Source organism: Sodalis sp. RH19 (genome assembly GCF_047324215.1).
Taxonomy (GTDB): Bacteria; Pseudomonadota; Gammaproteobacteria; order Enterobacterales; family Enterobacteriaceae; genus Acerihabitans.
In genome coordinates this window covers 3,821,220-3,847,809 of sequence record NZ_CP178734.1, presented here as the reverse complement: position 1 = coordinate 3,847,809, position 26,590 = coordinate 3,821,220, and the positions used below count along the sequence as shown (strand labels likewise).

Genomic DNA, 26,590 nt, shown 5'->3' with positions numbered 1-26,590 from the left:
TCGCGTCAAGGGGCGGGGCCGGCAATCCCGCGATAGCGCCGGGATCCGGCCGCGCGCCGCCGGGATTATTTTTTATATAACGCGCCGTAGTTGGCGCAGGCGCGGTAATCCTGTCCTTCCGGATCCATGCCGTGGGCGGCCCAGGCGGAGGGCCGGTAGATGTCTTCCGGCGCCACGTTATGCATGCAAACCGGGATGCGCAGCATCGCCGCCAGGGTAATAAAATCCGCGCCGACGTGGCCCACGCTGAGCACCCCGTGATTGGCGCCCCAGTTGGCCATCACCGAGTAGACGTCGCGAAACGGTCCTTGCCCGGTCAGCCGGGGGGCGAACCAGGTGGTCGGCCAGGTGGCGTCGGTGCGTTGGTTCAGCGTATCGTGGACCCCGGCGGGCAAATCGACGCTCCAGCCCTCGGCGATTTGCAGCACCGGTCCGACGCCGCGGATGATATTGACGCGCGTCATGGTGAACGGCACGCCGCCCCGGCTTAAAAAGCATGACGAATAGCCGCCGCCGCGAAAATACTCATGAATGGCCGGGCACCACGCGGTGGCCGCCAGGCACGCCTGGGCGTCCTGTTCGGTTATCTCCCAATGCGGTTTGATGGTGGGGTTGCCCGCGTCATCGGTCTGGCGGCAGGTGCCGTCAAGCGCCGCCGATCCGGAGTTGATCAGATGGATAATGCCCGCCGCGGCCCGGCCTTCAAGCCGGTGGCCGGTAACCCGTTCCACCGCCTGCGGCGACCAGTAGGTGCGCACATCGGCAAAAATCTGCGCGGTGCCGGTCAGGGCGCGGCCGAACAGCATGGCGGCGGCGTTCAGGCTATCGTTTTCCGTCGCCACCACCATCGGCTCGCGTACCCCGTTCCAGTCGAACGCGCTGTTGAGCAATGCCTCGGCGGTGTCGCCGTTGGGGTACTGATCGGTCCAATGCCGCTGCCCCTGGAAGCCGGCGGCAATGGCGTTATAGCCCAAAGACTCCTCGATAAAGCCCTTGGCCGCCACCTTAGCGCTGCCCTGCATCATGTCGCGGATACAGATCGCCATCAGCAGGCTGTCGCGCAATACGCCGCGGCTTTGCGCGGCATCGCGGCGGTACCGCTGCGCATTCTTGTCCGGGCCGAAACGAAAGGCCTTGTCCGCCCAGGCCAGCGCCAGCGCCAGTTCTTCCTCGTCATAAATGCCCTGATCCATGCGGCGGCGCAGCTCGGTCATATCCACCGCCTGCACCTTCATGCCCAGCCAGGATTCAAAAAAGTCATGATCGACAATGGAACCGGCGATGCCCATGGCGACGCCGCCGATGGACAGATAGCTTTTACCGCGCAGGGATGCCGCGGCAATGCCCGCGCGGGCGAAGCGCAGGAGCTTTTCCCGCACGTCGTCGGGAATGGCGCCGTCCCCGCCGTCCTGCACGTCGCGGCCATAGATGGCGAACGCCGGCAGTCCTTTCTGGTTATGGCCGGCCAGCGCGGCGGCAAGATACACCGCGCCGGGGCGCTCGGTGCCGTTAAACCCCCAGATGGCTTTCGGCCGGAAGGGGTCCATGTCGATGGTTTCGCTGCCGTAGCACCAGCACGGCGTTACGGTAATGGTCAGGCCGATGTTGCGGCCGCTGAATTTGCGCTCGCAGGCGGCGGATTCCGCCATCCCGGCAATGCAGGTATCGGCGATGACGCACGCCACTGGCTCGCCGTTGGGGTAGCGCAGGGACGCGGTTAGCAGGTCGGCGGTGGCGCGCGCCATTGACAGCGTTTGTTCTTCCAGCGATTCGCGGATGCCCAGGCGACGGCCGTCAATAACCGGGCGAATGCCGATGGCCGGCATATCGTCATGCCGCTGTGGGGAAGCTGTTGTCTTGTTCATGGCAATTCCTTGTGACGTTGACGGTTATTTTTTGCCGAACGGATAGAGCAATTTCTGGATAGCCGGATCGTTAAGATTGGTTTGGGTAACGAATTTCACCGGGATATCGATGACCTTGGCCACCTTCTGTCCCTTCAGGAAGCTGTCGAGGGTCTTGATGCCCTGGTAGCCGATCTGGTAGGCGTCCTGGACGATAAAACCCTGCAGGGTATTGGATTTCAGGAAACCGATAATGGCCTCGGTACTGTCGAAACCGATCACCTTGACCTTGCCGGCCAGCCTCAGGCTGTCAATGGCGTTGGCGACGCCCAGCGTCGACCCCTCGTTGGTGGCATAGATGCCCGCCAGGTCGGGATTGGCCTGTACCATATCGATGGTTTTATCCATGGCTTTCTGCGGGTCGCCGTCGCTGTACTGCACCGGCAGCAGGGTAATGGCGGGATATTTTTCCTTGATGGTCTTGGTAAAACCCTCGGTACGCTCTATCGCCGAGGTGGTGCCCGCCACATGGGCGATAATGCCGACCTTGCCTTTGCCTCCCACCTCTTTCGCCAGGGCGTCCGCCGCCGCGGAGCCGGCCTTGACGTTATTGGTGGCGACAAAGCTTACCGGGATATCGGAGTTGACGCCGGAGTCGAAGGTGGCGACAGCGATTTTTTTGCTGTGCGCCATTTCCACCAACGGCACCAGGGCGTTGGCATCCAGTGCCGCGAGCAGAATACCGCTGGGCTGGCGCGTGATGGTATTTTCCATCAGCTGGATTTGTTCGGCGATTTGCGTTTCATCGGACGGGCCGACAAAACTGGTTTTTATGCCTAATTCTTTTGCCGCCGCCTCCGAACCCAGTTTTACCGTTTGGAAAAATTCATGCTGGTAGCCTTTGCTCACCACCGGAATAGAGATATCGCCGGTGGCGGCATCAGCGCCGCCCGCGCCGCATAGCGTGAACAGCGCGATGCCGCACAACCTGATTAATTTCATCATGACAACCTCCAAAGTGATATTTTTACTGTCCAGATAACAGGAACGTCGGTGAATCAGATCTTTTTGCGCAGCGTATCCAGATACACCGCCGCAACCACGACAATGCCCATCGCAACCATTTGCCAGAATTGCGACACGCCCATTAAATTCAGTCCGTTTTTCAGCACGCTCATGATAAAGGCGCCGATAATAGTGCCGCCGATGGTACCGATGCCGCCCATCAGGCTGGTGCCGCCGATCACCACCGCGGCGATGGCCTCAAGCTCATACCCCACGCCCACCGTCGGTTGTCCGGAATTCAGCCGTGATGCCAGCACCACTCCCGCGATGCCGGTCAATATGCCGCAGAACAGATAAACGAACAGTTTGACGTTCCGCACCTTGATTCCCGATAAATGGGCGGCGTCCTCATTGCTGCCGACGGCGTAGATATACCGGCCGATAACGGTTCTTTTCAGGATATAGGCGGCAATGGCCGCCAGTACGATCAGGTAGATAACCGGATAGGGCAGGAAATCGAACAGCTTGCCCTGGGCCAGGGTTTTAAAACCGGGATATTGCGAAAAATAAATGGCGCGGCCGTCGGTCAGCACCATATTGATGCCGCGCACCGACATCATCAGGCCGAGCGTGGCGATAAAGGGGGGAATGGCCGCCCGGGCCACCAGAAAACCGTTGATATAACCGCACAACGCGCCGCCCAGCGCCCCGCAGAGGATACACAGCGCCAGCGGCAGTCCGGCCGCGGCCCCCAGGCCGATGGCCACGCCGGAAAACGCCACCACCGACCCCAGCGACAGGTCGATGCCGGAGGTAATAATGACGTAGGTTACGCCAATGGCCATGATGCCTATTACCGAGGTTTGCAGGGCGATGGTCATCAGGTTTTCGGTGTTCAGGAAAAACGGCGAACCGAGGCTGAAAAATATCATCAGCAGAATCAGGCTGAGCAGCGGAGCAAAACGCATCAGCAACGCTTTATTGCTTATTTTTTTATTGGAGCCGTTCTGTAAATATTTGGTTATGCCAATCATGATTTACCCCTCAAGCGTTGCATATTTCATTATATTTTCCTGGGTGGCCTGCGCGGCCGACAGCTCGGCGGTAATACGCCCCTGCCGCATTACCAATATCCTGTCGCACATGCCCAAGATCTCCGGTAATTCAGACGAAATCATAATGATTGATTTACCTTCCGCCGTCAGACGGTTCATCAAATCGTATATTTCGAGCTTGGCGCCGACGTCAATGCCGCGTGTCGGTTCATCAAAAATCAATATTTCCGAATTCTTGCATAGCCATTTGGCGATAATAATTTTCTGCTGGTTGCCGCCGCTTAAATTTACCGCCAGTTGTTCCAGGTCAGGCGTTTTAATACGCAGCTGGCGGCGCAGGCGCTCGCTTTCGGCGTGACACCTTTTGTCGTCGATAATCCCTAAGCCGTTGGCATAGTGCCGGTAACTGCTGAGCATAATATTGGTGCCGACCGACAGGCCCAGCGCCAGCCCGTCTTTTTTGCGATCTTCGGTCAGATAGCCGATGCCCAGGGCGATGGCGCCGTGCACGCTGCTTATTTTGACGCGATGTCCGGACAGGCGTATTTCCCCGTGGTCCATGGGATCGGCGCCAAACAGCGCCCGCGCCACCTCGGTTCGTCCGGCGCCCATCAGGCCGGCGATGCCGAGGATCTCGCCTTTGCGCAGCGCAAAGGTAATATCGTGCAGTACGCCCTTACGGCCGAGATTATGGACGTCGAGCACCACGTCGTCGCCGGGAATGGCGGCCCGGGCGGGGTAGATATCGCCCAGCTCGCGTCCCACCATCATGGCGATCAGCTGTTCGATGCGCACCATGGTGTAATCGACGGTGGCGATATATTTACCGTCGCGCATGACCGTGGCCCGATCGGCGATAAGCGCCAGTTCCTCCAGCCGGTGGGAGATATAAACGATGGCGACCCCCTGCGACTTAAGCAGTTCGATCACCTTGAACAGACTGTCGATTTCACTTTCGGTCAGGGCCGCGGTAGGTTCGTCCATGATCAGGATTTTGGCGTTGACCGAGAGCGCCTTAGCGATTTCCACCATCTGCTGCTGCGCCACGGTCAATTCACGGATGCGCCTGGCCGGATCGATGGTCAGGTTCAGCATCTGCAGGATATTCATGACCGCCTGGCGCTGGGCGACGTCATCCAGGATCCATGGCGCGCGTTGATGAAATTCCCGGCCGATATAAATATTTTCTTCCACGGTTAAATCAGGAAATAAATTGAATTCCTGGTGAATAATGGCAATGCCCAACGCCCCCGCCTGGATGGGGCTGGTAATCGTCACCGGCCGGCCGTCGAGTTCTATCCGGCCCTCGTCGCAAGAATAAACACCGGATAATATTTTCATCAGCGTGGATTTGCCCGCGCCGTTTTCACCCAGCAGCGCATGAACCTCCCCGCGGTTTAAATCGAAGTTAACGTTATCCAGGGCCAATACCCCGGGGAATCGTTTTGTGACATGCTTCATGGTTAACAACGCTGCGGACATGTTGCCTCCGGACAAAACGGGTTCTGGGTGTTTCAATGTTTTAGCTAACTCGAGTTAGCTATTTAAGACATGTTCCCCGGATAAACAAAGTATTTATCCCCCTTTTGTGATGGCGATCGGGCCAGTCAGATTAATACACTGATAAAAAACAATTTTATTGACGGTTTATCCCTTCTTCTCGGGCGGGGACGTTACGGCGCGGGGTAATGAACGTGTTTGCCGTAAAAGCCTGCCGCTGGAAAAAATCTAAGGCAGATACGGATAAAAACCTACGGCGGGGGAGAGGTAAGGCCTGTTATGTAAATAAATTGTGAAGTTAATCACTAAAAAAAACGACGGTTAAATGATTTTTCTTCTGCCACGAAAAAAATAGCGGCGGATAAATGACCGTATTAGAGGTTTAGTAAAAAAACGGGCACTTATTAACAATAGACAAAGCAGGTTGACCGTTTACGCCGGTCCTGCGTTTAAACGGACATTTCTATTTAACTTCAGCACGATGAAAAGCGTATGACCATTAAAATAATGTCGATGTTATCACAATTATAATGCTCGTCGACGGCAGGGTAAGTCGTTCAGTTAATTATTACGCGGAAAAATGGCACTTATTAACTTGAGGAGCAATCATGGCAAGAACGACGCTTGCGCACGAGATTATCGCCACGTGTCTGGAGATGACGCGTTTAGGATTGAACCAGGGTACCGCCGGCAATGTCAGCGTCCGCTACCAGGGCGGAATGCTGATTACACCGTCCGGTATCCCTTATGAGCAGCTGACGGAGCAGCACATTGTCTTTGTCGACGGCCAGGGACATGGCGAAACGGACAAGATCCCCTCCAGCGAATGGCGCTTCCACCAGGCGGTATACCAGGCCCGGCCGGACGCCAACGCCGTGGTCCATAACCATGCGGTCAACTGTACCGGCGTGTCGATCCTCAACCGGCCGATTCCGGCGATCCACTATATGATTGCCGCCGCCGGCGGCAGCGATATTCCCTGCGCGCCTTACGCCACCTTCGGCAGCCGGGCCTTGTCCGAACATGTGGCTGCGGCGATCAAACACCGTAAGGCCATCCTGTTACAGCATCATGGGCTTATCGCCGCGGAAGATAATCTGGCCAAGGCGCTGTGGCTGGCCCATGAGGTGGAGGTGCTGGCCGCGCTGTACTTAAAACTCCTGCCGATTATCGATCCGGTGCCGGTATTGTCCAACGATGAAATTGCGCGCGTGGTGGAAAAATTCAAAACCTACGGCCTGCGTGTGGAGCAATAACCGGGCCTTAACGCCGGCGCCGCGCCGGCGTTAATTTCCGTGGCCGCAGGGGGTGCCGGACGCCGGGAGGCGCCGCGCGGCCGCCAGCCATAACGTCTTCAGGGTAGCGTATACGGCTAGCCGTTATTCATAAAATAATAAGCAATATGTCTATAACGTCGCTGCCATTGCGTCGCCCGCCGTGGTGAACAAGACTGACATAAGCACGCCCTATGCCGAGACGGCCGTTTAACCCCAAGCCTCCCGACATGTGCTGCGCCCGCCCGCCGGGTCCCCGGCGAACCCTGGGCGGGTTCCGACAAAAGGTGTGTAGCACTATTTCATTAAACGTTTATTCACCAAAGGTTAACTGAATGAATCGTAAGCTTCGTATAGGCGTCATCGGCGGAGGCATCGGTGGCGCTGCATTGACCGCATCATTGCAGCAACGGGGCATGGAAGCACATCTGTTTGAGCGTACAGCGGCATTTAGAGAAGTGGGCGCGGGGGTGCAGATGACGCCCAACGCGGTAAAAGTGTTAAAGGCCCTTGGCCTGGGCGGCGAACTCCAGCGGTTGGGCTACCTGCCGCTGGCGATTGTCGGGCGCAACTGGCGTACCGGGCGGGAGAAGTTTCGCACGCCATTATCCAGTGCCTGCCCGCAGCTGTTTGGCGCGGAGTTTTATCACCTGCACCGGGCCGATTTGCTGGCCATGCTGGTCGGCCTTATCGACGCGCGGTTGATTACCCACAACGCGCGCTGCGTCTCGGTGCTTAACCATGAGGGGACGGCGGTCGCCCGCTTTGATAACGGCGCGGAGTACGAGGCCGATGTCATCGTTGGCGCCGACGGCGTTCATTCGGTGGTGCGCGGCGCGCTGTTTGGCGACGAAGCGCCGCGTTTTACCGGCCATATCTGCTGGCGCGCCGCCATTACCCTGGGCGAACACGCCGATTTTATCAGCCCGGTTTCCGCCGTCTGGCTTGGCCCCAACGGACATGTCGTGACCTATACCATCTGCGGCGGCCGGGTGTTGAACATCGTCGCGGTCAGCGAAGCCGCCGACTGGATGGAGTCATCCTGGCATTTGCCCAGTAATCGCGACGAGCTGTTGCGCACGTTCAGCGGCTGGCATCCCGAGCTGCTGCGCATTCTGTCCTGCGCGCGAAACGTGCTGAAATGGGGCTTGTTCGATCGGGATCCGATGCCGCGCTGGTCGCTGGGGCATATCACGCTGCTGGGCGACGCGGCGCATCCCATGCTGCCGTTCCTGGCCCAGGGCGCCGCCATGGCCATGGAGGACGGATATGTGCTGGCCAGCGTCCTGGCGGCCAATGCCGGCGATATCCCCCGGGCGCTGCGGTTATACGAGGCGGAACGGCTGCCGCGCACCAGCCGGGTCCAGCTTTCGGCGCGCGAGCGGGGCCGGCTGTATCATTTGTCCTCGCCGTGGCAGCAGTTCCGGCGTGATTTCAGCTACAAGGTCAAGGCCCTGATGAATCCCCATGCGTCCGGCCTGGAAGCTCACTGGGTCTTCGCCTACGATGCCACCGCCTTCAGCCCGCCCGCGGCCACGCCGCCCGATGCGCCGGCGACCGCCACGCGTTCTGTTATGGGATAGGGGGATGTCGCCGGCGCCCTCCGGTCAGCGGGGTCCGGCGCCGTCGCCTGCCCCGGTTGACGTGTTACCCGCCGGCGGCGGCATTGGCCGGCTGGCTTGCCGTCATGGCAACCTGCGGTTAGAATAACCCTACTTTTTCAGTAGCTATCGCCGCCGCAGCGGCAAAAAGGGCGAACGTGGCCATCGACAATCAATCGCGCCAGGGTCTGGACGGCGCGGAGCTTACGCTGTTAAGACGCCTGCATCTCGCATCGGTGGTGGAAGGCTGTACGCTGGTTATCCTGGTGTGCATTGCCGTGCCGTTAAAACACCTCGCCGGCTTTCCCCAGGTGAGTGCGGCGATGGGGCCGATCCACGGACTGGCTTTTCTGTTTTACGCCTGGATGGTGGTGAATACCGCCGCCGGCGGTATGTGGCGTAAAGCCCAGGTGGCGCGCCTGCTGATCCTGGCTTTTATCCCTTTCGGGACGTTTTTTAACGTGGGCATGATTAAACGGCGTGAAGCCGGGCCGGGCGTGGATGGCGTGCCGGTTAAGGAGAAACGGATATAATGACCTATATGCTGATAAAGGCGCTGCATCTGGTGGCGTTCACGCTGTGGATAGGCGGTATGCTGCTGCTGGCGGTGGCGATGACCGCCTGGAAACACACTCCCGCCGCCGAGCGCGCGCCCGGCCTGCGGCTATTCAGCGCCGTGCAGCGTTTTAACCAAACCGTGACGCTGCCGGCCATGATCGTCACCTGGCTTTCCGGGCTGGCGCTGACCCTGATGGGCAATTGGCCGCCGTCCCTGTCGCTTATCATCAAGGTCATCTTTGTGCTGGCGTTATCGGCGCTGCACGGTATGCAGTCGGGATCGCTGCGCCGCAGCCTGGGCCGCGCCGAACTGACGGCCCCGGCCATCCTGCGCCACGCCGCCGCCTTTACCCTGGTGGCGCTTATCGCCTGCGTGCTGCTGATCGTACTGCAGCCGCTGTAGCGCGGGCAACGCCGCGCATCGCGGCGGGCGATTACCCGGCTTTCAGTACGGCGGCCACCGTATCCCTGATGGGCGTGGTGGCGCGGCCTATCAGCCGGCTCAACTGCCGGCCATCGTCAAACAGCCCGCCCTGCGACGCGCCGGCATCAGAATCAGCCAGCAGCGCGGCAACCGGCCCGGGCAGTCCCGCCTGGCTGAGCAGCGCCTGGTATTCCGATGGCGGCAGGTCGACATATTTCACCGCCACGCCGGACTGGCGGGTAATTTCCGCCGCCAGTTCGGACAGGGTATAGGCGCTGTCCCCCGCCAGTTCATACACTTTACCGGCCTGGCCGTCCAGGGTTAATACCTTTGCCGCCGCAGCGGCAAAGTCGGCGCGCGCGGCCGAGGCTATCCTGCCGTCGCCGGCGCTGCCCGCCAGGGCGTGGTGGGCCAGGGCGGCGGGGACGCCGGCGGCATGGTTTTCGTTGTACCAGCCGTTGCGCAGCAGCACGACCGGCAGGCCGGAATCACGCAGCAGCGCTTCGGTTGCGCGGTGCTCTTCGCCAAGTCCCAGCGGGCTGGTATCGGCATGCAGCAAGCTGGTGTAAGCCAGTAATTCCACCCCGGCGCGTTTGGCGGCGTCGATCGCGGCGCCATGCTGGCGCGTGCGCTGGCCGAGTTCGCTTGAGGAGATCAGCAGCAGTTTCGTCGCGCCCTTAAACGCGCTGTCCAGCGTCTCGGGCCGGTCATAATCGGCCTGGCGCACGTTAACGCCGCGCGCCGCCAGATCCTGCGCTTTTTGCGGCGAGCGCACGGCGGCCACCAGATCCGAGGCCGGATGGGTTTTTAACAGTTCAGCTATCACTAAACGGCCCAGTTGGCCGGTCGCGCCTGTAATAACAATCATCATTTTCTCCTTTGGGCTTCAGAAAGAGCATCATATCCCCTATACTTACTTAAAGTAAGTACTAACAAAAAGGTAAGTATATGAATTTTCAGGCGGCACCCAAATCCACGCTGGCGCGGCAAATGCAGCGCGGCGAATTGCTTGACGTCAATTGCCCGTCGCGGGAGGTGTTGAAACACCTGACCAGCCGCTGGGGCGTACTGGTGCTGATCGCCTTGTCGCAAGGTACCCATCGTTTTAGCGAGCTGCGCCGTAAAGTGGGCGGCGTCAGTGAAAAAATGCTGGCGCAGACCCTCTCGTGCCTGGAGGAGGACGGCCTGGTCATCCGCCAATCCCTGCCGGTGATGCCGCCCCATGTGCAATATAGCCTTAGCGGGCTGGGACTGGAGGTCGGCGCTATCGTGGAACACCTGGCCGACTGGATAGAAACCCATTTGCCGCAGATTATGCAGGCGCGGCAGGCAAAACCGGCGCGGCGGGAAGCGGATGCCCTGGCCGTGCCTGATGCCGCAATGGTCAGCCGCACCGGCAGCGCGCGGCGCTAATAAGACATTTCGCCATATTTTTCACGATATTCCTTGGGCGTGATATCAAACCCTTTTTTAAATACCGAATAAAAATATTGCAAAGAAGGGTAGCCGCACATTTGCGAGACTTCATTGATGGTGAGCGACGTGGAGATCAATAAATTGCGTGCGCTCTCCAGCTTTTCCTCATGGATGACGTTATGAATTGTTTTACTGGTTTCGTCCTTAAACCGTTTTTCCAGGTTGGAGCGGGACATGCCCACCACGTCCAGCACCTGCTCGACCTTGATGCCCTTGCAGGCATGATAGCGGATATAATGCATCGCCTGTATCACCGCCGGATCGCGCAGCGAGCGGAAGTCCGTCGAGCGGCGCTCCATGACTTTCAGCGGCGGCACCAGAATCCGCTGCAGCGGCAGCCGTGATTTATTCAGCAACTGGTGCAGCAGCTTGGCGGCCTGGTAGCCCATCTGGCGGGTGCCCTGGGCGACGGACGATAAGGCTACCCGGGAAAGGCACCGCGCCAGCTCTTCATTATCGATGCCGATAATGCACAGTTTTTCCGGCACGGCGATATTCAGGTGTTCACATACCTGCAGCAGATGGCGGGCGCGGGCATCGGTTACCGCGATGATGCCGGTTTGCGGCGGCAGCGACTGCAGCCAGTCGGCCAGCCGGTTTTGGGCATGCTGCCAGTTATCCACCGCGGTTTCCACGCCCTGGTAGACTATCGGCTGGTAATACTCATCCGCCGTCAGTTTGCGAAACGCCTGCTCGCGTTCGTGTGACCAGCGCTTGCCGCTGCTGGCCGGCAGGCCGTAAAAAGCAAACCGGTTCAGGCCTTTTTCCTTCAGGTGCAAAAAAGCGCTGGCCACCAGCGCATGGTTATCGGTGGCGATATAGTGCACCGGCGGATATTCCTCGGCATGCTGGTAAGAGCCGCCGACGCCGACAATCGGCACCTTGGCCTCGCTGAGCAGCAGTTCAATTTCCTTATCGTCGTAATCGGCAATCACGCCGTCGCCCAGCCATTCTTCAATACGGTTGATACGGCAGCGGAAATCATCTTCGATAAAAATATCCCAATCGCACTGCGACGCCTGCAAATACTCGCCCACCCCCTCGATAACCTGGCGGTCGTACACTTTATTGGCATTAAATAATAGAGTTATACGATAACGTTTTTCAAACATACGGTGGGTTCTCACGAAAATCTGCCGAAGGCCAGCATATACCTTTGAACAATCAGAAAGAATTGACCGGATGTGCGCCAGCTAGCAAATTCATTATAAAGTGCGGGCGAGGCTCTACTCGCCCAAATGCGCCACCTGCTGGTAGAACCGGCGGAATACTTTCCGTTGCTCCGCATAAGCCTCGTGCCGCTCCTTATCCGGCGTATAGCGGGCCTCCAGCGGCAGCGCGGGCAGCATGTCCGCCCAGGACGTCCCGGGGTGGCAGCTAAGCTGCGCCAGACGCGCCGCGCCCAGCGCCGGACCGACGTCGCCGCCGGTGCGGTAGTCCAGCGCCTCGCCGCTGACATCGGCCAGCAGCTGCCGCCAGTATTCGCTGCGCGCCCCGCCGCCAATCAGCGTGATGCTGTCCGGCCGCAGGCCGGTGCCGTGCAGGGCGTCCATACCGTCCGCCAGGCCGAAGCTGACGCCTTCCACCACCGCGCGCGCCAGGTCGGCCGGGCCGTGTTCATGGGTCAGCCCCCAAAACGCGCCGGTGGCGTTGGGATTATTGTGCGGCGTGCGTTCGCCGGAAAGATAGGGTAAAAACCACACCGGCGCCGCGCCGGGGCGGGACTGCGCGGCGGCTTCCAGCAGTGCCGGCACGCTGCCGATGCCGGTCAGGCGGGCAGCCCAGTCCAGGCAGGATGCGGCGCTGAGCATGACCGACATCAGATGCCAGGTACCCGGCAGCGCATGGCAAAAACTGTGCACCGCCTGCTCGGGATTGCTGAGAAACCCATCGCTGACGGCAAAATAAACGCCGGAGGTGCCAAGCGACAGCATGGCCTGTCCCCGGCGATACAGGCCGACGCCGATGGCCCCGGCCGCGTTGTCGCCGCCGCCGGCCACCACCGGCACCGCGGCCATGCCCCAGCTTGCCGCCACCTGCGGCAACAGGGTGCCGGTCGCCTGGTTGCCCTCGAACAACCGCGGCATCTGCGCCCGGGACAGCCCACAGGCGCCCAGCAGCGCATCGCTCCAGTCGCGGCGCCCGACATCCAGCCACATCGTCCCCGCCGCATCGGACATATCGGTGGCGAAATCCCCGGTTAGACGCAGCCTGAGGTAGTCTTTCGGCAGCAGGACCTTATCCACTTGCGCAAAGATCTGTGGTTCCTGTTCGCGTACCCAGCGCAGCTTGGGGGCGGTAAAACCGGGCATCATCAGGTTGCCGGTGATATCCCGGGAACGGGGCACGTCGTCTTCCAGCGAGCGGCACTGGGCAAAGCTGCGCCCGTCGTTCCACAAAATGGCCGGGCGCAATACCCGCTGCTGCTTATCGAGCAACGTCGCGCCGTGCATTTGGCCGGTCAGTCCGAGGGCGCGCACCCCGCTCAGATCATGCCGGGCGGCCAGGGCGCGCATGGCGCTGTCGGCCGCCCGCCACCACTGCTCCGGGTCCTGCTCGGACCACAGTGGCCGGGGCCGGGAAACGGTCAGGGGTTCCGTATGGCTGCCCAGAATATGCTGCGCCTCGTCCAGCAGAATGGCTTTCACGCCGGAGGTGCCCAAATCTATGCCGATATACATACGCTATCCTTCTGAATTGTCACCACGCCGCCCCCGCGTTGGCGGGGGCGGCGCGGGTTGACTATAGCGGCCGTCCGCCAGCGCGGACGCCGGGATCGCCGCCGGAGACGTTAGCTGAACAAGACCTGGTTGACGATATTTTCCAGCAGTTCCTGCTGTCCGCTGCGATGCTCCGGCGCCAGGGCGTGCTTGCCGGCGTACTGGGCCAGCTCGGCAAGGGAAAGGTTGCCCTGCAGTATCCGCTGCCCCAAATCGCCGTTCCAGCCCGCGTAGCGCGCCTTCACCATCTGCTCCAGGCGACCGTCTTCGATGAGCTTCGCCGCCACTTTCAGCGCCAGCGCCATGGTATCCATGCCGCCGATATGGCCGTGGAACAGATCGTATTTATCGGTGCTTTGCCGGCGTACCTTGGCATCGAAATTCAGTCCGCCGGTCGTGAAGCCGCCGGCCTTGAGGATTTCATACATCACCAGCGCATTTTCCTCCACGCTGTTGGGGAACTGGTCGGTATCCCAACCGGACTGCGGATCGCCGCGATTGGCATCTACCGAACCAAAGATCCCGAGTGCTATGGCGGTGGCGATTTCATGATGGAACGTATGCCCGGCGAGCGTGGCGTGGTTGGCCTCGACGTTAACCCGGATCTCTTTTTCCAGGCCGAACTGTTTTAAAAAGCCGTACACCGTGGCGACGTCATAGTCGTACTGGTGTTTGGTCGGCTCCTGGGGTTTGGGTTCGATAAGCAGCGCGCCCTGGAAACCGGTTTTGTGTTTATGTTCCACCACCATTTGCATAAAGCGGCCGATCTGCTCGCGTTCCTGGCGTAAATCGGTGTTCAGCAGCGTTTCATAGCCTTCGCGTCCGCCCCACAGCACGTAATTTTCCCCGCCGAGTTTGCGGGTGGCGTCCATGGCGCTGTTGACTTGGGTGGCGGCCCAGGCGAAGATTTCTGGATCCGGACTGGTGGCCGCGCCGGCGCCGTAACGCGGATGGCTAAAGCAATTCGCCGTGCCCCACAGCAGCTTGATGCCGGTCTGCTGCTGCTTTTGCGCCAGCACGTCGGTCAATATGGCGAAGTTATTCAGATAGTCTTTGATGGTGGGACTGTCCGGCAGGATATCAATATCATGGAAGCAGTAATAAGGCGCGCCCAGTTTGCTGAAAAATTCAAAGGCCACATCGGTTTTCAGCCGCGCCTGGGCCAGCGCGTCTCCCGCGTGCTGCCAGGGACGGTCGAAAGAACCCACGCCGAACATATCGGTGCCGCCCCAGCAGAAGGTATGCCAGTAACAGACGGCAAAACGCAAATGGTCCTCCATGCGTTTACCCAAAATCTTTTCGTCGGCGTTATAGTGATGAAACGCCAGCGGATTGGTGCTTTGCGTACCTTCAAAACGGATTTTTTCAACTTGATCAAAGAATTGAGACATAATGACTCCTTGGAAACACCAGGTCCGTTCTGAAGCGGACGGGATTTATCAGGCCGGCGGGTAAATATGACGGCACAATAAGCAAATCTGTGCTTGATTCTGGTAATAACGCCCGGCGCGATCAATTACGTTATTTCACATCGCCATTCATGAAATTATTAATTGTGCGCGGGATCACAAGGAATAGGGGATAAAAGCGCTTTTTGGCGGGGAAAATACGGAAGTTAATGTTTGGCCGGCCTTAACCTCACCGGCAAAATAAGGCGCAGCTCACAGAATACGCATTTGAGTAAAATATCATAATGCCGTTGTGAAAATTTGCAATTGCCGCTGCTGATTTCCGACCCTAATACTACATGGGTTAACTCTGTCGCCTCTTGGGCGCCCCTACGCAACATTATTTGTAAAGGTTTGATTCTTATCCGTTGCTCGGCAAGTTCCATTGCTGAATATGTTCTTATAAAAGTAACATAAGGAATTAAAATGAAACTGAAAACTCTCCTGCTTTCCGCCTGCGCGGCGCTGGTATTGCTAAGCCAGCCGGGCATGGCCAAACAAATCAAGATCGGCATGGCGGTGGACGACCTGCGTCTGGAACGCTGGCAAAAAGACCGCGATATTTTCGTCGCCAAGGCCAAATCACTGGGTGCCGATGTTTTTGTTCAATCCTCCAACGGCAATGAAGAAACGCAAATGTCACAAATAGAGAATATGATCAATCGCGGCGTCGACGTGTTGGTGATTATTCCTTACAACGGACAAGTGTTAAGCAATGTTATTGCCGAAGCGAAACGGGAGGGCATAAAAGTCCTCGCTTATGATCGAATGATAAATAATGCTGATGTGGATTTTTATATTTCCTTTGATAACGAAAAAGTCGGGCAACTGCAGGCGCAAAGCCTGGTTAAGCGGGTGCCGCAAGGTAATTATTTCCTGATGGGCGGCTCGCCGGTGGATAATAACGCCAAAATGTTCCGCGCCGGCCAGATGACGGTGCTTAAACCCTTGATTGACAGCGGTAAGATAAAAATCGTCGGCGACCAATGGGCCGACGGCTGGTTACCTGAAAACGCCCTGAAAATCATGGAGAATGCCCTGACCGCCAATAACAATAAAATTGACGCGGTAGTGGCCTCCAACGATGCCACCGCCGGCGGCGCCATCCAGGCGCTGGCCGCCCAGGGGCTGGCCGGCAAAGTGGCCATTTCGGGCCAGGATGCGGATCTGGCCGGTATTCAGCGGATTAACCAGGGCACCCAGACCATGACGGTGTATAAACCGATCAAGCAGCTGGCCTCCACTGCCGCCGAGATAGCGGTTCAATTGGGCAATGGTGAAAAACCCAAGTCCAACGCCTCCCTTAACAATGGCCTCAAGGACGTCCCCTCCTATTTGCTGACGCCGATCTCGGTGGATAAAAGCAACATAGAGAGCACGGTCATCGCCGATGGTTTCCACAAGAAATCCGATCTGAACTAATCCGCCTGAACGCCGGCTGTCGTCTGTGACGTTAACTGAACCGGGCCGCGCTAAACAGCGGCCCGGTTGCGGAGGTTGATTATCGTGGCATCAAATTTGCTGGAAATGAAAAATATCACCAAGCGGTTCGGCCAGGTCAAGGCGGTGGATAATGTGTCCCTGACCATCGAGGCCGGCCAGGTGCTGTCGCTGTGCGGCGAAAACGGCTCGGGTAAATCGACGCTGATGAAAGTGCTGTCGGCGGTGTATCCGCACGGCACCTTCGAGGGCGAGATCCTGTTCGGCGGCGAACCGCTGGTGGCGCACGGGGTACGCGATACCGAACAAAAGGGCATCGCCATTATTCATCAGGAGCTGGCACTGGTGAAACAAATGACGGTACTGGAGAATATTTTCCTCGGCACCGAGTGGGCGAAATACGGCGTCATGGATTATGACAATATGTACCTGCGCTGCCAGCGGATGCTGGCGCAGGTCAAACTCAATATCGACCCCGACACGCGGGTCGGCGAACTGGGCCTGGGCCAGCAGCAGTTGGTGGAAATCGCCAAGGCGCTCAACAAGCAGGTCCGCCTGCTGATCCTGGACGAGCCCACCGCGTCGCTCACCGAAAGCGAGACCGCCATCCTGCTCGATATCGTCGACGATTTGCGCAATCACGATATCGCCTGCATTTATATTTCCCATAAACTTAATGAAGTCAAAGCCATATCGGACATGATCTGCGTCATTCGCGACGGCAGGCATATCGCCACGCGTCCGGCCGCGGGCCTGAGCGAAGAGGCGCTGATCACCATGATGGTGGGCCGCGAACTGACGGAGCTTTATCCCCATGAGCCTCATGTGATTGGCGAGGAAATCCTGCGGGTGGAGGGCCTGACGGCCTGGCATCCGGTCAATCAGCATATCCGCCGCGTCAATAATGCCGCCTTCAGCCTGCATAAAGGGGAAATCCTCGGCATCGCCGGGCTGGTGGGATCGGGTCGTACCGAACTGGTGCAGTGCCTGTTCGGCAGTTATCCGGGGCGCTGGGAGGGCACGATCCTGCTCCATGGCGCGCCGGTACGTTTCGCCAACTGCCGCCAGGCAATGCGCCGGGGGATAGCCATGGTGCCCGAGGATCGTAAAAAGGACGGCATCGTGCCGGTGATGAGCGTCGGCGCCAATATTACCCTGGCGGCGCTCAACCAATTCACCGGCGGGTTCGGCATGGTGGACGAGGCCGCCGAGCAGGCCGCGGTGCGTGACGCCATCGGGCGGCTGAAGGTGAAAACCGCTTCCCCGGAACTGGCCATCGGCCGGCTTAGCGGCGGCAACCAGCAAAAAGCCATCCTGGCGAAATGTCTGCTGCTAAACCCGGACATCCTGATACTCGACGAGCCGACCCGCGGTATCGATATCGGCGCCAAGCAGGAAATCTACCTGCTGATTAATCAATTGGTGCGCCAGGGCATCGCCGTCATCGTGGTGTCCTCGGAATTACCCGAGGTGCTGGGCATCAGCGATCGGGTGCTGGCGATGCACCAGGGTGTCATTAAAGCCTCACTTATCAACCGCAACCTGACCCAGGAACAGGTCATGGAAGCGGCGCTCAGGAGTGATTCCCATGTCTAAAATTATTCACACCGACGGTGCGGCGATTGCCGGCGGCAGGCGGAAGTCCCTCAACCTGCAGGTGTTCGTCATGCTGGCCGCCATCGTGGTCATCATGCTGTTTTTCACGTTTACCACCGAAGGCTCGTACCTGAGCGCGCGCAATATTTCCAACCTGCTGCGCCAGACCGCCATTACCGGCATTCTCGCGGTCGGCATGGTATTTGTCATCATCTCGGCGGAGATCGATCTGTCGGTCGGCTCCATGATGGGATTGCTGGGCGGGGCGGCGGCGATTTTCGACGTCTGGCTGGGCTGGCCGCTGCCGCTGACCATCGCCGTGACCCTGGTGCTCGGGTTGCTGCTCGGCGCTTGGAACGGCTGGTGGGTGGCGTACCGCAAGGTGCCTTCGTTTATTGTCACCCTGGCGGGCATGCTGGCGTTTCGCGGCATTTTAATCGGCGTCACCAACGGGACCACGGTATCGCCCACATCGCCCGCCATGTCGCAGATCGGGCAAAGCTATCTGCCGGGCGGCGCGGGGTTCGGCATCGGGTTTATCAGCCTGGTGCTGTTTATCGCCTGGCAATGGCGCCGGCGCGGCAATCGCCAGCGTCTGGGATTGTCCGTGCCGGCCAAGACCTGGGATATGACGCGCCAGGCTATTACCGCCGTGGTGGTATTGGGCGCCATTTATTTGCTTAACGACTACCGTGGCGTGCCCACGCCGGTGCTGATGCTGGTGGCGCTGATGCTGGCCGGCCTGTTTATGGCGTCCCGCACCGCCTTCGGCCGGCGCGTCTATGCCATCGGCGGCAATATTGACGCCGCCCGGCTTTCCGGCGTGAATGTCGAGCGCACCAAGCTGGCGGTATTCGCCATCAACGGCCTGATGGTGGCGATTGCCGGGCTTATCCTCAGTTCCCGCCTTGGCGCCGGATCGCCGTCGGCGGGCAATATCGCCGAACTGGACGCCATCGCCGCCTGCGTCATCGGCGGCACCAGCCTGGCCGGCGGCGTCGGCAGCGTGGCCGGCGCGGTAATGGGCGCGTTTATCATGGCGTCGCTGGATAACGGCATGAGCATGCTTGACGTGCCCACGTTCTGGCAATATATCGTTAAAGGGGCCATCCTGCTGCTGGCGGTTTGGATGGATACCGCCACCAAAAAACGGGTGTAAGGTCTGTTTCAGCGCCACGGGCCGCCGGCGGGCGGCCCGTTTTTTTATTCATTAACGGTACGCGCTTTTATGGCGTAAAGTTAAACGCATATTAAATAATATTAAAAAACACAACCAGTAGATTGACGTTTTTATTAATGCCTTCTTAAATCAATAAGAGGATAATCCTGTTTATAAGTATAATGATTTTCAATCAGTTAGCGTGATTAATATATAGTAATTAATAATTAATAGACAAATTAAATAATATATTGCAAGGCATAGTGGTGTTTTACTCCCTCCACCGAGATAATCCGCTGATGATCCTGAGTGAGTTTGTTAACGATATAAAAGCCAATCCCGCTGCCTCCCTGTTGGCGATCGTTATTACCGCCATCGGTTTTGCCACGACCTTCTTAATTCTGCTGCTCTTTATCGACGATGCTAAAATAGACCGGTTTTATCCCGGCGCTGAACGCCTTTACCGCATCGAAACCCTGTTTTGCCCACCCAACGGCGATAAGGTGCGTTCCGCCCAGGCCCCGCTGCCGTTGCTTGACGCGCTGCGCAAACAACCGGGGATTGACCGCGTCGTCTATGCCCTGCGGCTGTTTACTACCGTTCGCAGCGAGGGGCGGTTTGTCCATCGCGTACCGGTGTTCGCGGTCAGCGCAGGCTTCCTGACGCAGCTCAATCCCTACCGCCAGGCCCCCGCCTTGCTTGCGGCGAACGAAATTTATATCACGCCGGCCTTTAACCGCCGGTATCTCGGCCTGGCGTCCCCCGTGGGCAAGACTATCGATCTGGGCGACAAAGGCCGGTTTGTGATCAAGGGCGTGCTTGAACCCCGTTCCGACAGCAGCATCGATATGCCGGCGGTCATTGCCTTCTCACCGGCGGCGATGGCGGGTTATCACGATAAGCGGAGAGACTGGTATCACAGCCACCTGTTTATTTTTATCAGGACCGCCCCGGCCGCGCCGTTTGATAACGCTCTGCTGGATAAACTGGTCGGGCTTCACGCCCCGCCGCTATCCGGGACGCCCATTACTCCCACGGCATTCATTCACCTGCGCGCCAAACCTATCCAGCAGATGCATTATGACGACGGTTATGCCGATGACATGGCCGCGACTATCGCCAAACCCTTGCTGCATGCCCTGTATGCGGCCGCGTTGTTTGTGCTGCTGACCACGGCGGTAAACTATTTTAACGTCAATGCCATCGTTAACGCCGCCAAACGGCGCAGCCTGAAGATCAAACGCGCGCTGGGCGCGTCGGATAAACAGCTTGCCGCCGAGTCGGTGGCGGTCATCGTGCCGCAGTTTGCCGTCATCTGCGCGCTGGCGCTGTTGATATTGTTCGGGGCGTCCGCCATGTCGCCTTACGTCCTGGCGCTGATATCACATCACAGCGCCGCATTGCTGGCCGCGCTGTTCCTGGCGGTGCTGCTGCTTATCGGCTGCGTGGTGATCGCCGCGCATGTGCTTTATTTCTGCTGTTTTGTTGTATCCGCCGGCGCGGGACGGGCAAATCACCGCCACGAAACCACCGCGGCCTATTACCTCAACCGGCTTACCCTGGTGACGCAACTGCTGATCTCGGGCGTCCTGGTCTACTCCTGGGCCGGTACGGCGGCGCAGAACCGTTACGTCATGCAAGCCGATTTCGGCTATCGCCAAAAGAACCTGCTGACGTTTGAACCCAGCGAACGGCTCCATTCGCTTGAAAGCGTGCGCGCGCTGCAAAACCGCCTCAAAGAGGACGCCGGCAGCGCCAATATCGCCTTGAGCAACTGGCGCCCGTTTGATATGACGCCTACTGCGCTCATTATCCAGCATGCCCGCCAGCAGGCCAAGGATCAGTTCGTGACCGTCAGCGCTCTCGACGTCGACCCTCACTTTACCCGGGTATGGGGCCTTGAAACCCTGGGCGGCGGAGAAAATGCCATTGCCGTAAGCGCCGATCCGGCGGTGCGCCATGTGATTGCCACCCGGGCCTTTATCGGGCTGATGGGGCTGTCTTCCTATGATGAAGCGCTTAACACGACCTTCTACGCCGAGGTGGACGGCGGGAGGCGCCGGCTGCGCGTGCTGCGCGTCGTCGATAACTTTTATCCGGGCGAGCGTACCCGCCAGCCGCCGCCGCTGATGCTGTTCATTAACGATCGGGTGGAAAAGTATGCCGCTATCGGGTTTTCCACCGCGGCGCAACGGGATCGCATCATCTCCGCGCTCAGCGGTTATGGCCTGGCGGACCTGCAGGTGCGCACGGTGGAAGAACTGCATGCCGAACACTATAAAAACAGCCTGTTGATCCAGGACGTCATCAGGCTGGTGGCTTCTCTTTCCCTGTTCCTGATGCTGGTCAGCGCGATGGTCATCGGGCTGTCGGAGGCCCGGCGGCTCAATCAGACCCTGATGATCATGGCGGCGGTGGGCGGCTCGGTGTCTACCAGCGCGGTCTTTTTCCTGCGGCAAAACATGCTGGCGCTGACGCTGACGTTGTCGCTATCCCTCGGCATCGGGGTTGTGCTCCTGCGGCGCTGGCTGGGCCAATTCGACGTGGTCACCGGTCTGGCCCTTACCTATGCCTTCGCCGCCCTGATGCTCCTGGGCCTGGCGGTGATGGCGGTGATGGTCGCGACCCTGCTGGCCGGTGGCGGCCGGCTGGCGCGCCTGCGGCGAGGGCCACGGCTATGGACGTAAAACTGGATAAAAAGGCTGCCCTGCATCCGGGCGCCGGATGGATCGCCTGGATCGCCGCCGCGCTGTTGATCCTGCTGTGCGCAGGGCTCTATAAGCTGGCCACCACCGATAATTACCTGCGCCTGCCGTTGGCGAGCGTGGCCTTGCATCCGGTGACGCGCGGGGCCTATACCGACACCCTGGTTACCCGCGCCATCGCCCTCCCCAACGAAAGCGTTATCGTTTCCACGGAGCGCGGAGGGAAGGTGGTCGATATCTATAAAGCCTCTTCCGATTATGTCAAAAAAGGCGAAATTATCGCCCGCCTGTCCAATTATGATTTTGTCCTGCAGGTCACCTCGCGCATCGCCGACGCCACCGAACAGATCAATAATCTGCGCAATATGCGCATGTTATTGGAACGCAACAGCCGCGACACCAAGCTTGAGCTGCAGAAATCCCATTACAACCGGCAGAAGCTGGTCAAGGACATCCGGCGCAATAAAAAGCTGTTTGAAAAAGCCATTATCGAAAAGGCTAAATATGAAGACCTGCTGGATGAGTTAGCGCATTGGGAAAAAACCTGCGCCATTTTGTCCGGACACGATCGGCAGCAGGACCAAATACTGCCGCAGCAGTTCCAGGAAATTGATCGCTCCATCAAACGCCTGGGCAAACTGGTGGATTTGATCAAGGGCGGCCTGGAGCAGCTGATTATCGTCTCGCCCATCGACGGCACCCTCTCATCGCTGGATATCAAAATCGGCCAGCAGATTAAACCCGGCGACAAGGTTACCATGGTCGACAACCTGCATTCCTACTACTTTGAAGCCGATTTCAGTGAATATTACCTGGATAAAATCAAGCCCCAGGCCAATGTCATGGCGCAGGCCGGCGGCATCGAAATCCCCCTGGCCATTGAATCGGTATCCTCGGCGGTGGACAACGGCAAGTTCAAGGCCAGGCTCCGGCCGTCCCAGCCCCAGCAGATTGCCCTGAAGCGCGGGCAATCCATCGATCTGCATGTGTTTCTGAGTACGCAGCAGGACGCGCTGCTCGTCCCTTCCGAAGCGGTGTTTTTCAACGAGGGCCAGGCGCTGGTCTATGTGTTTGATGAAAACGATCGGCGGGCGGTTAAGACGCCGGTGCGGTTAAAGCGGCAGGGCGCGGCACAGGCGGAAATACTCGGCGGGCTTGCCGAAGGGCAACGGGTGGTGACCTTCGCGGATAATGATTACGAAAAATCCAATATCATTGAGTTTGATTGATATGATTACCTTGGAAAGAGGCGGTAAGTTCTACACCACCAAGACCATCAAGACCCTGGCGCTGAACGCGGTAAGCCTTAACGTCGGGGCGGGGGACTTTCTTGCCGTCATGGGGCCGTCCGGTTCAGGCAAATCCACCCTGCTGAACGTGCTGGGAATGTTCGAGCCCCTTGATGAAGGCCGTCTGACCCTGGCCGGCGAAAACGTCGCCGCCCTGGGTTATGCGCAGAAAATCGCCTTACGACGGCGGCTTATCGGCTATATATTCCAATCGTTTAACCTGATCCCTTCCATGTCGGTCTATGACAACGTGGTTCTGCCGCTGAAATACCGCGGCGTGGCGAAGGCGGAGCGCCGGCGGCGGGTTGATCAGATCCTGGCGGTATTCGGCCTGACGCATCGCGCCGGGCATTATCCGGCGCAGCTGTCCGGCGGCCAGCAGCAGCGGGTGGCCATTGCCCGCGCCATGGTGTCCCGCCCCGGCCTGATACTGGCGGATGAACCCACCGGCAACCTGGACAGTAAGAACAGCCGCGACGTACTGGAACAGCTGAAAAACATCAACCGGGAAGGCACGACCGTGGTGATGGTGACGCATTCGCAGGAGGCGTCGAGTTATGCCAACCGGGTGCTGACCATGCGCGACGGGCGTCTTGCATAATGCCGGCGCGGGCATGGCGATAAAAGCCATTGGCATAACGGCATACATTAAAAAGCAAGCTTCAGGGGGTTTAACCGCCGCGGGCATGCCACCCTAATCATCAGTCTGGTCACCACCTGGCCGTAGCGATATGATGAAACCAAAGGGGCTTTGCCATGAAACCAGGTAACACTGCATCCATGATACCCACCGAGCAGGACCCGCGCTGGCAGGCCATCGTCGCGCGCGATAAAGCCGCCGACGGCCGGTTTGTTTATGCCGTCAGGACCACTGGGATATTCTGCTCGCCATCCTGCCCGTCGCGCCTGCCTCTGGCGGCGAATGTGCTGTTTTTCGCCAATGCCGAAGACGCGTTGCGGGCGGGCTTCCGTCCCTGCAAACGCTGCCGCCAGGGCCGGCCTTCGCTAGCGGCGGAACAGGCGGCGAAAATCCAGCTGGCCTGCCGTTATATTGACGGGGCTGAGGGGATGCCGACACTGGCGGAGCTGGCGCAACAGGCCGCCTTAAGCCCGTTCCATTTCCACCGGTTATTTAAGTCCGTTACCGGCCTGACGCCGAAAGCCTATGCCGTGGCCCGGCGTAACCAGCGGGTGCGGCAACGGCTTGCGGGCGACGCCTCGGTGACCGACGCGGTGCTGGAGTCCGGCTTTAACTCCCAGGGCCGTTTTTACGCCGGAGCCGATGCGCTGCTGGGGATGACGCCCACCGCTTACCGGGCGGGAGGGAAGGGCGTTGCTATCGTCTTTGCGGTCGGGCGTTGCTCGCTGGGTGATATCCTGGTCGCCCAGAGCGCGCGCGGCATCTGCGCCATCCTGTTGGGCGACGATGCGCAGCGGCTGGTGGAACAGTTGCAGGATACCTTCCCCCACGCGGCGCTGGCGGGGGACGATGAGGCCTTTGCCCGGCGGATGGCGCTGGTGGTGGGGTTTGTCGATGCGCCGGCCCTTGGCCTGGACCTGCCGCTGGATATTCGCGGCACCGCCTTCCAGCAGCGCGTCTGGCAGGCCCTGCGGGATATCCCGCCCGGGCGCACGGCCAGCTACCTGGAGGTGGCGAAACGCATCGGTTCGCCCGCCGCGGTGCGCGCCGTGGCGGGCGCCTGCGCCGCCAATATGCTGGCGGTGGCCATACCCTGCCATCGGGTGGTGCGCAGCGACGGGGCGTTATCCGGCTATCGCTGGGGGGTGGACCGCAAACGGCTGCTACTGGATAAGGAGGCCAAAGGCTAAGCGGCGTGACGCCACGATCGGCGGCCATATAATACCCGCGATGAGCCAGCCGGGTCATCGCGATGCGGCCCGATGATGCCGGTATCCACCGCCGGCGGCGGCGGACGCCAACGACTTAGCGACGCGAAGAATGTCGCTACCGGTACCGGCGGCGAGGCGTGTTTCCGCTTATTTTGTCTTACCCGGCAGCGCCAGGATACCCCAGGTGATAATCCCCCCCGCCAGTCCCCAAAAGGCGCTGCCGATGCCGAAAAAACCGACGCCGGACGCGGTCAGTAAAAAGGTGACGATAGCGGCATCCCGGTGCGTCTCTTCCAGCAGGGCGCGATGCAGGCTGCCGGCAATGGTGCTCAGCAGCGCCAGCCCGGCGATGGTATGGATAAGCGCCGCGGGCAAGGCGCCGAACACCATGCCGATGGAGCCGCCGAACAGCCCGGCCAGCAGATAGGCCGCGCCCGCGGCGGCGGCGGCCATATACCGGCGCGCGGGGTCGGGATGGGCCTCCGGGCTCATGCAAATGGCGGCGGTAATCGCGGCGATGCATATGGAAAACCCGCCCAAGGGCGCCAGGATCAGCGACGCCAGCCCCGTCCAGGCGATCAGCGGCGAGGTCGGCACGCGATAGCCGGCGGCTTTCAGGGTGGCGATGCCCGGCGCGTTTTGCGAGGCCATGGTCACGAGAAAAAACGGCATGCCGACGCCCATCAGCGCGGAGAGGGTAAAATGCGGCATGATAAAATGCGGGGCGGCGAAGGTCAGCGGCTTACCGGCGAAGGCAATCTGGCCCTGCAGGCCGGCAACGGCCAGGCCGACGCCAAGCGCCGCCACGACGGCATAGCGCGGCGCCAGGCGCCGCGTCAGGAAAAAGGCCAGGCACATGCCCGCCGCCAGCACAAAATGACTTTGCAGCGCGATAAACGCATCCAGTCCGAAACGCAGCAAAATTCCCGCCAGCATCGCCGCCGAAATCGCTTGCGGAATATGCTGCATCAGCCGGGCGAACAGCCCGGTCACGCCACACAGTAAAATCAGTGCGCAGGCAAAGATAAAGACGCCGACGGCCTCGTTAATCGAGTAGCCCGGCAGGCTGGTGACCAGCAGCGCCGCGCCGGGTGTCGACCAGGCGGTGAGGATCGGCGCGCGGTAATACAGCGACAGGCCCAGCGAGGTTATGCCCATTCCCAGGCCCAGCATCGTCAGCCAGCCGCCGATTTGCTCAACGCTGGCCCCCGTGGCCTGGAGCGCCTGAAACACGATGGCCGCCGAGCTGGCATAGCCCACCAGTACGGCGATAAAACCGGCGATGACGGCGGAAAACGAGAGGTCGCGTAATGCGGAGCGAGGCGCCATGCTGATCATATCCTATTGCCGTGCAATGTTATAAATCACCGGGGCCATAGCGCCCCTGTTTCTGGTTGTGTTTTGCAATGTCGCCTTAAAACTTAACATTGTGCGCGACAACACTCAATCGCGAGCGACATGCCGGGGAACGGCGAACGTGAAAACGCCGCTGGGAATGTAAAGCTACCGGTAGCATTTAAGTTATTTAATCAAGGTTTAGCCAAGATGGGCTATAATTCCACGATTATTATGAAATAGTCAGATTATGTGCTTATTTTTTGATAATGGCCATTAAATATATATAGTTGAACCGTTTGATTTATTT

At 59.3% G+C, this 26,590-nt stretch carries 20 protein-coding genes and 1 pseudogene; 12 read left to right on the top strand and 9 right to left on the bottom strand.

Annotated elements, in window-relative coordinates:
• Positions 1-65: 65 nt before the first annotated feature.
• The 4 genes from fucI to ACL2XF_RS17455 form a co-directional block, all read right to left on the bottom strand.
• A complete protein-coding gene (gene fucI, locus ACL2XF_RS17470) occupies positions 66-1,826 on the bottom strand; it encodes an L-fucose isomerase (RefSeq protein ID WP_413728828.1) in 1,761 nt (586 codons plus the stop codon).
• Between the two features lie 63 nt (positions 1,827-1,889).
• On the bottom strand, positions 1,890-2,849 hold the full coding sequence (locus tag ACL2XF_RS17465; protein ID WP_413727235.1) for an ABC transporter substrate-binding protein: 960 nt from the start codon (positions 2,847-2,849) through the stop codon (positions 1,890-1,892).
• Positions 2,850-2,902: 53 nt separating this feature from the next.
• Positions 2,903-3,883, bottom strand: coding sequence for an ABC transporter permease (locus ACL2XF_RS17460; protein WP_413722027.1), 981 nt, complete (start codon positions 3,881-3,883; stop codon positions 2,903-2,905).
• 3 nt (positions 3,884-3,886) lie between these two features.
• Positions 3,887-5,386: a sugar ABC transporter ATP-binding protein gene (locus ACL2XF_RS17455; RefSeq protein WP_410012287.1), complete on the bottom strand. Its 1,500-nt coding sequence runs from the start codon at positions 5,384-5,386 to the stop codon at positions 3,887-3,889.
• Between the two features lie 626 nt (positions 5,387-6,012).
• On the opposite strand from ACL2XF_RS17455, the gene ACL2XF_RS17450 reads away from it, so the two are divergent.
• The 4 genes from ACL2XF_RS17450 (at position 6,013) to ACL2XF_RS17435 (ending at position 9,240) form a co-directional block, all read left to right on the top strand.
• Complete coding sequence (locus ACL2XF_RS17450) at positions 6,013-6,660, top strand: L-fuculose-phosphate aldolase (RefSeq protein ID WP_413722028.1); 648 nt, start codon at positions 6,013-6,015, stop codon at positions 6,658-6,660.
• A 353-nt stretch (positions 6,661-7,013) separates the two neighbouring features.
• Complete coding sequence (locus ACL2XF_RS17445) at positions 7,014-8,261, top strand: FAD-dependent monooxygenase (RefSeq protein ID WP_410012283.1); 1,248 nt, start codon at positions 7,014-7,016, stop codon at positions 8,259-8,261.
• 176 nt (positions 8,262-8,437) lie between these two features.
• A complete protein-coding gene (locus ACL2XF_RS17440; protein WP_410012282.1) occupies positions 8,438-8,812 on the top strand; it encodes a DUF3817 domain-containing protein in 375 nt (124 codons plus the stop codon).
• Positions 8,812-9,240: a CopD family protein gene (locus ACL2XF_RS17435; RefSeq protein WP_410012280.1), complete on the top strand. Its 429-nt coding sequence runs from the start codon at positions 8,812-8,814 to the stop codon at positions 9,238-9,240. The genes ACL2XF_RS17440 and ACL2XF_RS17435 overlap by 1 nt, the downstream gene beginning before the upstream one ends.
• A 31-nt stretch (positions 9,241-9,271) precedes the next feature.
• On the opposite strand, the gene ACL2XF_RS17430 is transcribed toward ACL2XF_RS17435, so the two are convergent.
• Complete coding sequence (locus tag ACL2XF_RS17430) at positions 9,272-10,129, bottom strand: SDR family oxidoreductase (RefSeq protein ID WP_413728827.1); 858 nt, start codon at positions 10,127-10,129, stop codon at positions 9,272-9,274.
• An 80-nt stretch (positions 10,130-10,209) separates the two neighbouring features.
• Here ACL2XF_RS17430 and ACL2XF_RS17425 point away from each other — a divergent pair.
• A pseudogene (locus ACL2XF_RS17425) lies at positions 10,210-10,602 on the top strand (winged helix-turn-helix transcriptional regulator); the annotation flags it as partial.
• A gap of 68 nt (positions 10,603-10,670) precedes the next feature.
• Here the strand turns inward: ACL2XF_RS17425 and xylR are convergent.
• The 3 genes from xylR to xylA form a co-directional block, all read right to left on the bottom strand.
• Positions 10,671-11,849: a D-xylose utilization transcriptional activator XylR gene (gene xylR / locus ACL2XF_RS17420; protein ID WP_413722029.1), complete on the bottom strand. Its 1,179-nt coding sequence runs from the start codon at positions 11,847-11,849 to the stop codon at positions 10,671-10,673.
• Between the two features lie 114 nt (positions 11,850-11,963).
• Positions 11,964-13,418: a xylulokinase gene (gene xylB / locus ACL2XF_RS17415; RefSeq protein WP_413727234.1), complete on the bottom strand. Its 1,455-nt coding sequence runs from the start codon at positions 13,416-13,418 to the stop codon at positions 11,964-11,966.
• Between the two features lie 110 nt (positions 13,419-13,528).
• Positions 13,529-14,848 carry a xylose isomerase gene (gene xylA / locus ACL2XF_RS17410; RefSeq protein ID WP_413722030.1) on the bottom strand — a complete coding sequence of 440 codons (1,320 nt, stop codon included), beginning with the start codon at positions 14,846-14,848 and terminating at the stop codon, positions 13,529-13,531.
• Between the two features lie 483 nt (positions 14,849-15,331).
• Between xylA and xylF the strand changes: the two genes are divergently transcribed.
• The 7 genes from xylF to ada all read left to right on the top strand — a co-directional run bounded on the left by xylF (position 15,332) and on the right by ada (position 24,924).
• The gene (gene xylF, locus ACL2XF_RS17405; RefSeq protein WP_413722031.1) at positions 15,332-16,327 is read left to right on the top strand and encodes a D-xylose ABC transporter substrate-binding protein; all 996 of its coding nucleotides are present in this window, start codon (positions 15,332-15,334) and stop codon (positions 16,325-16,327) included.
• Between the two features lie 105 nt (positions 16,328-16,432).
• The gene (locus ACL2XF_RS17400) at positions 16,433-17,941 is read left to right on the top strand and encodes a xylose ABC transporter ATP-binding protein (RefSeq protein WP_413723540.1); all 1,509 of its coding nucleotides are present in this window, start codon (positions 16,433-16,435) and stop codon (positions 17,939-17,941) included.
• On the top strand, positions 17,934-19,100 hold the full coding sequence (xylH, locus tag ACL2XF_RS17395; protein WP_413722032.1) for a xylose ABC transporter permease XylH: 1,167 nt from the start codon (positions 17,934-17,936) through the stop codon (positions 19,098-19,100). The genes ACL2XF_RS17400 and xylH overlap by 8 nt, the downstream gene beginning before the upstream one ends.
• 266 nt (positions 19,101-19,366) lie before the next feature.
• Positions 19,367-21,787 (top strand): darobactin export ABC transporter permease subunit, encoded by a 2,421-nt coding sequence (darB, locus tag ACL2XF_RS17390; protein ID WP_413727233.1) that lies wholly within the window; start codon positions 19,367-19,369, stop codon positions 21,785-21,787.
• Complete coding sequence (gene darC / locus ACL2XF_RS17385; protein WP_410012270.1) at positions 21,778-23,034, top strand: darobactin export ABC transporter periplasmic adaptor subunit; 1,257 nt, start codon at positions 21,778-21,780, stop codon at positions 23,032-23,034. The genes darB and darC overlap by 10 nt, the downstream gene beginning before the upstream one ends.
• Before the next feature lies 1 nt (position 23,035).
• A complete protein-coding gene (gene darD / locus ACL2XF_RS17380; protein ID WP_410012269.1) occupies positions 23,036-23,695 on the top strand; it encodes a darobactin export ABC transporter ATP-binding protein in 660 nt (219 codons plus the stop codon).
• Positions 23,696-23,850: 155 nt separating this feature from the next.
• Complete coding sequence (gene ada / locus ACL2XF_RS17375) at positions 23,851-24,924, top strand: bifunctional DNA-binding transcriptional regulator/O6-methylguanine-DNA methyltransferase Ada (protein WP_413722034.1); 1,074 nt, start codon at positions 23,851-23,853, stop codon at positions 24,922-24,924.
• Between the two features lie 168 nt (positions 24,925-25,092).
• Here the strand turns inward: ada and ACL2XF_RS17370 are convergent, their stop codons facing one another.
• On the bottom strand, positions 25,093-26,274 hold the full coding sequence (locus ACL2XF_RS17370) for a benzoate/H(+) symporter BenE family transporter (RefSeq protein WP_410012267.1): 1,182 nt from the start codon (positions 26,272-26,274) through the stop codon (positions 25,093-25,095).
• Between the last annotated feature and the right edge of the window lie 316 nt (positions 26,275-26,590).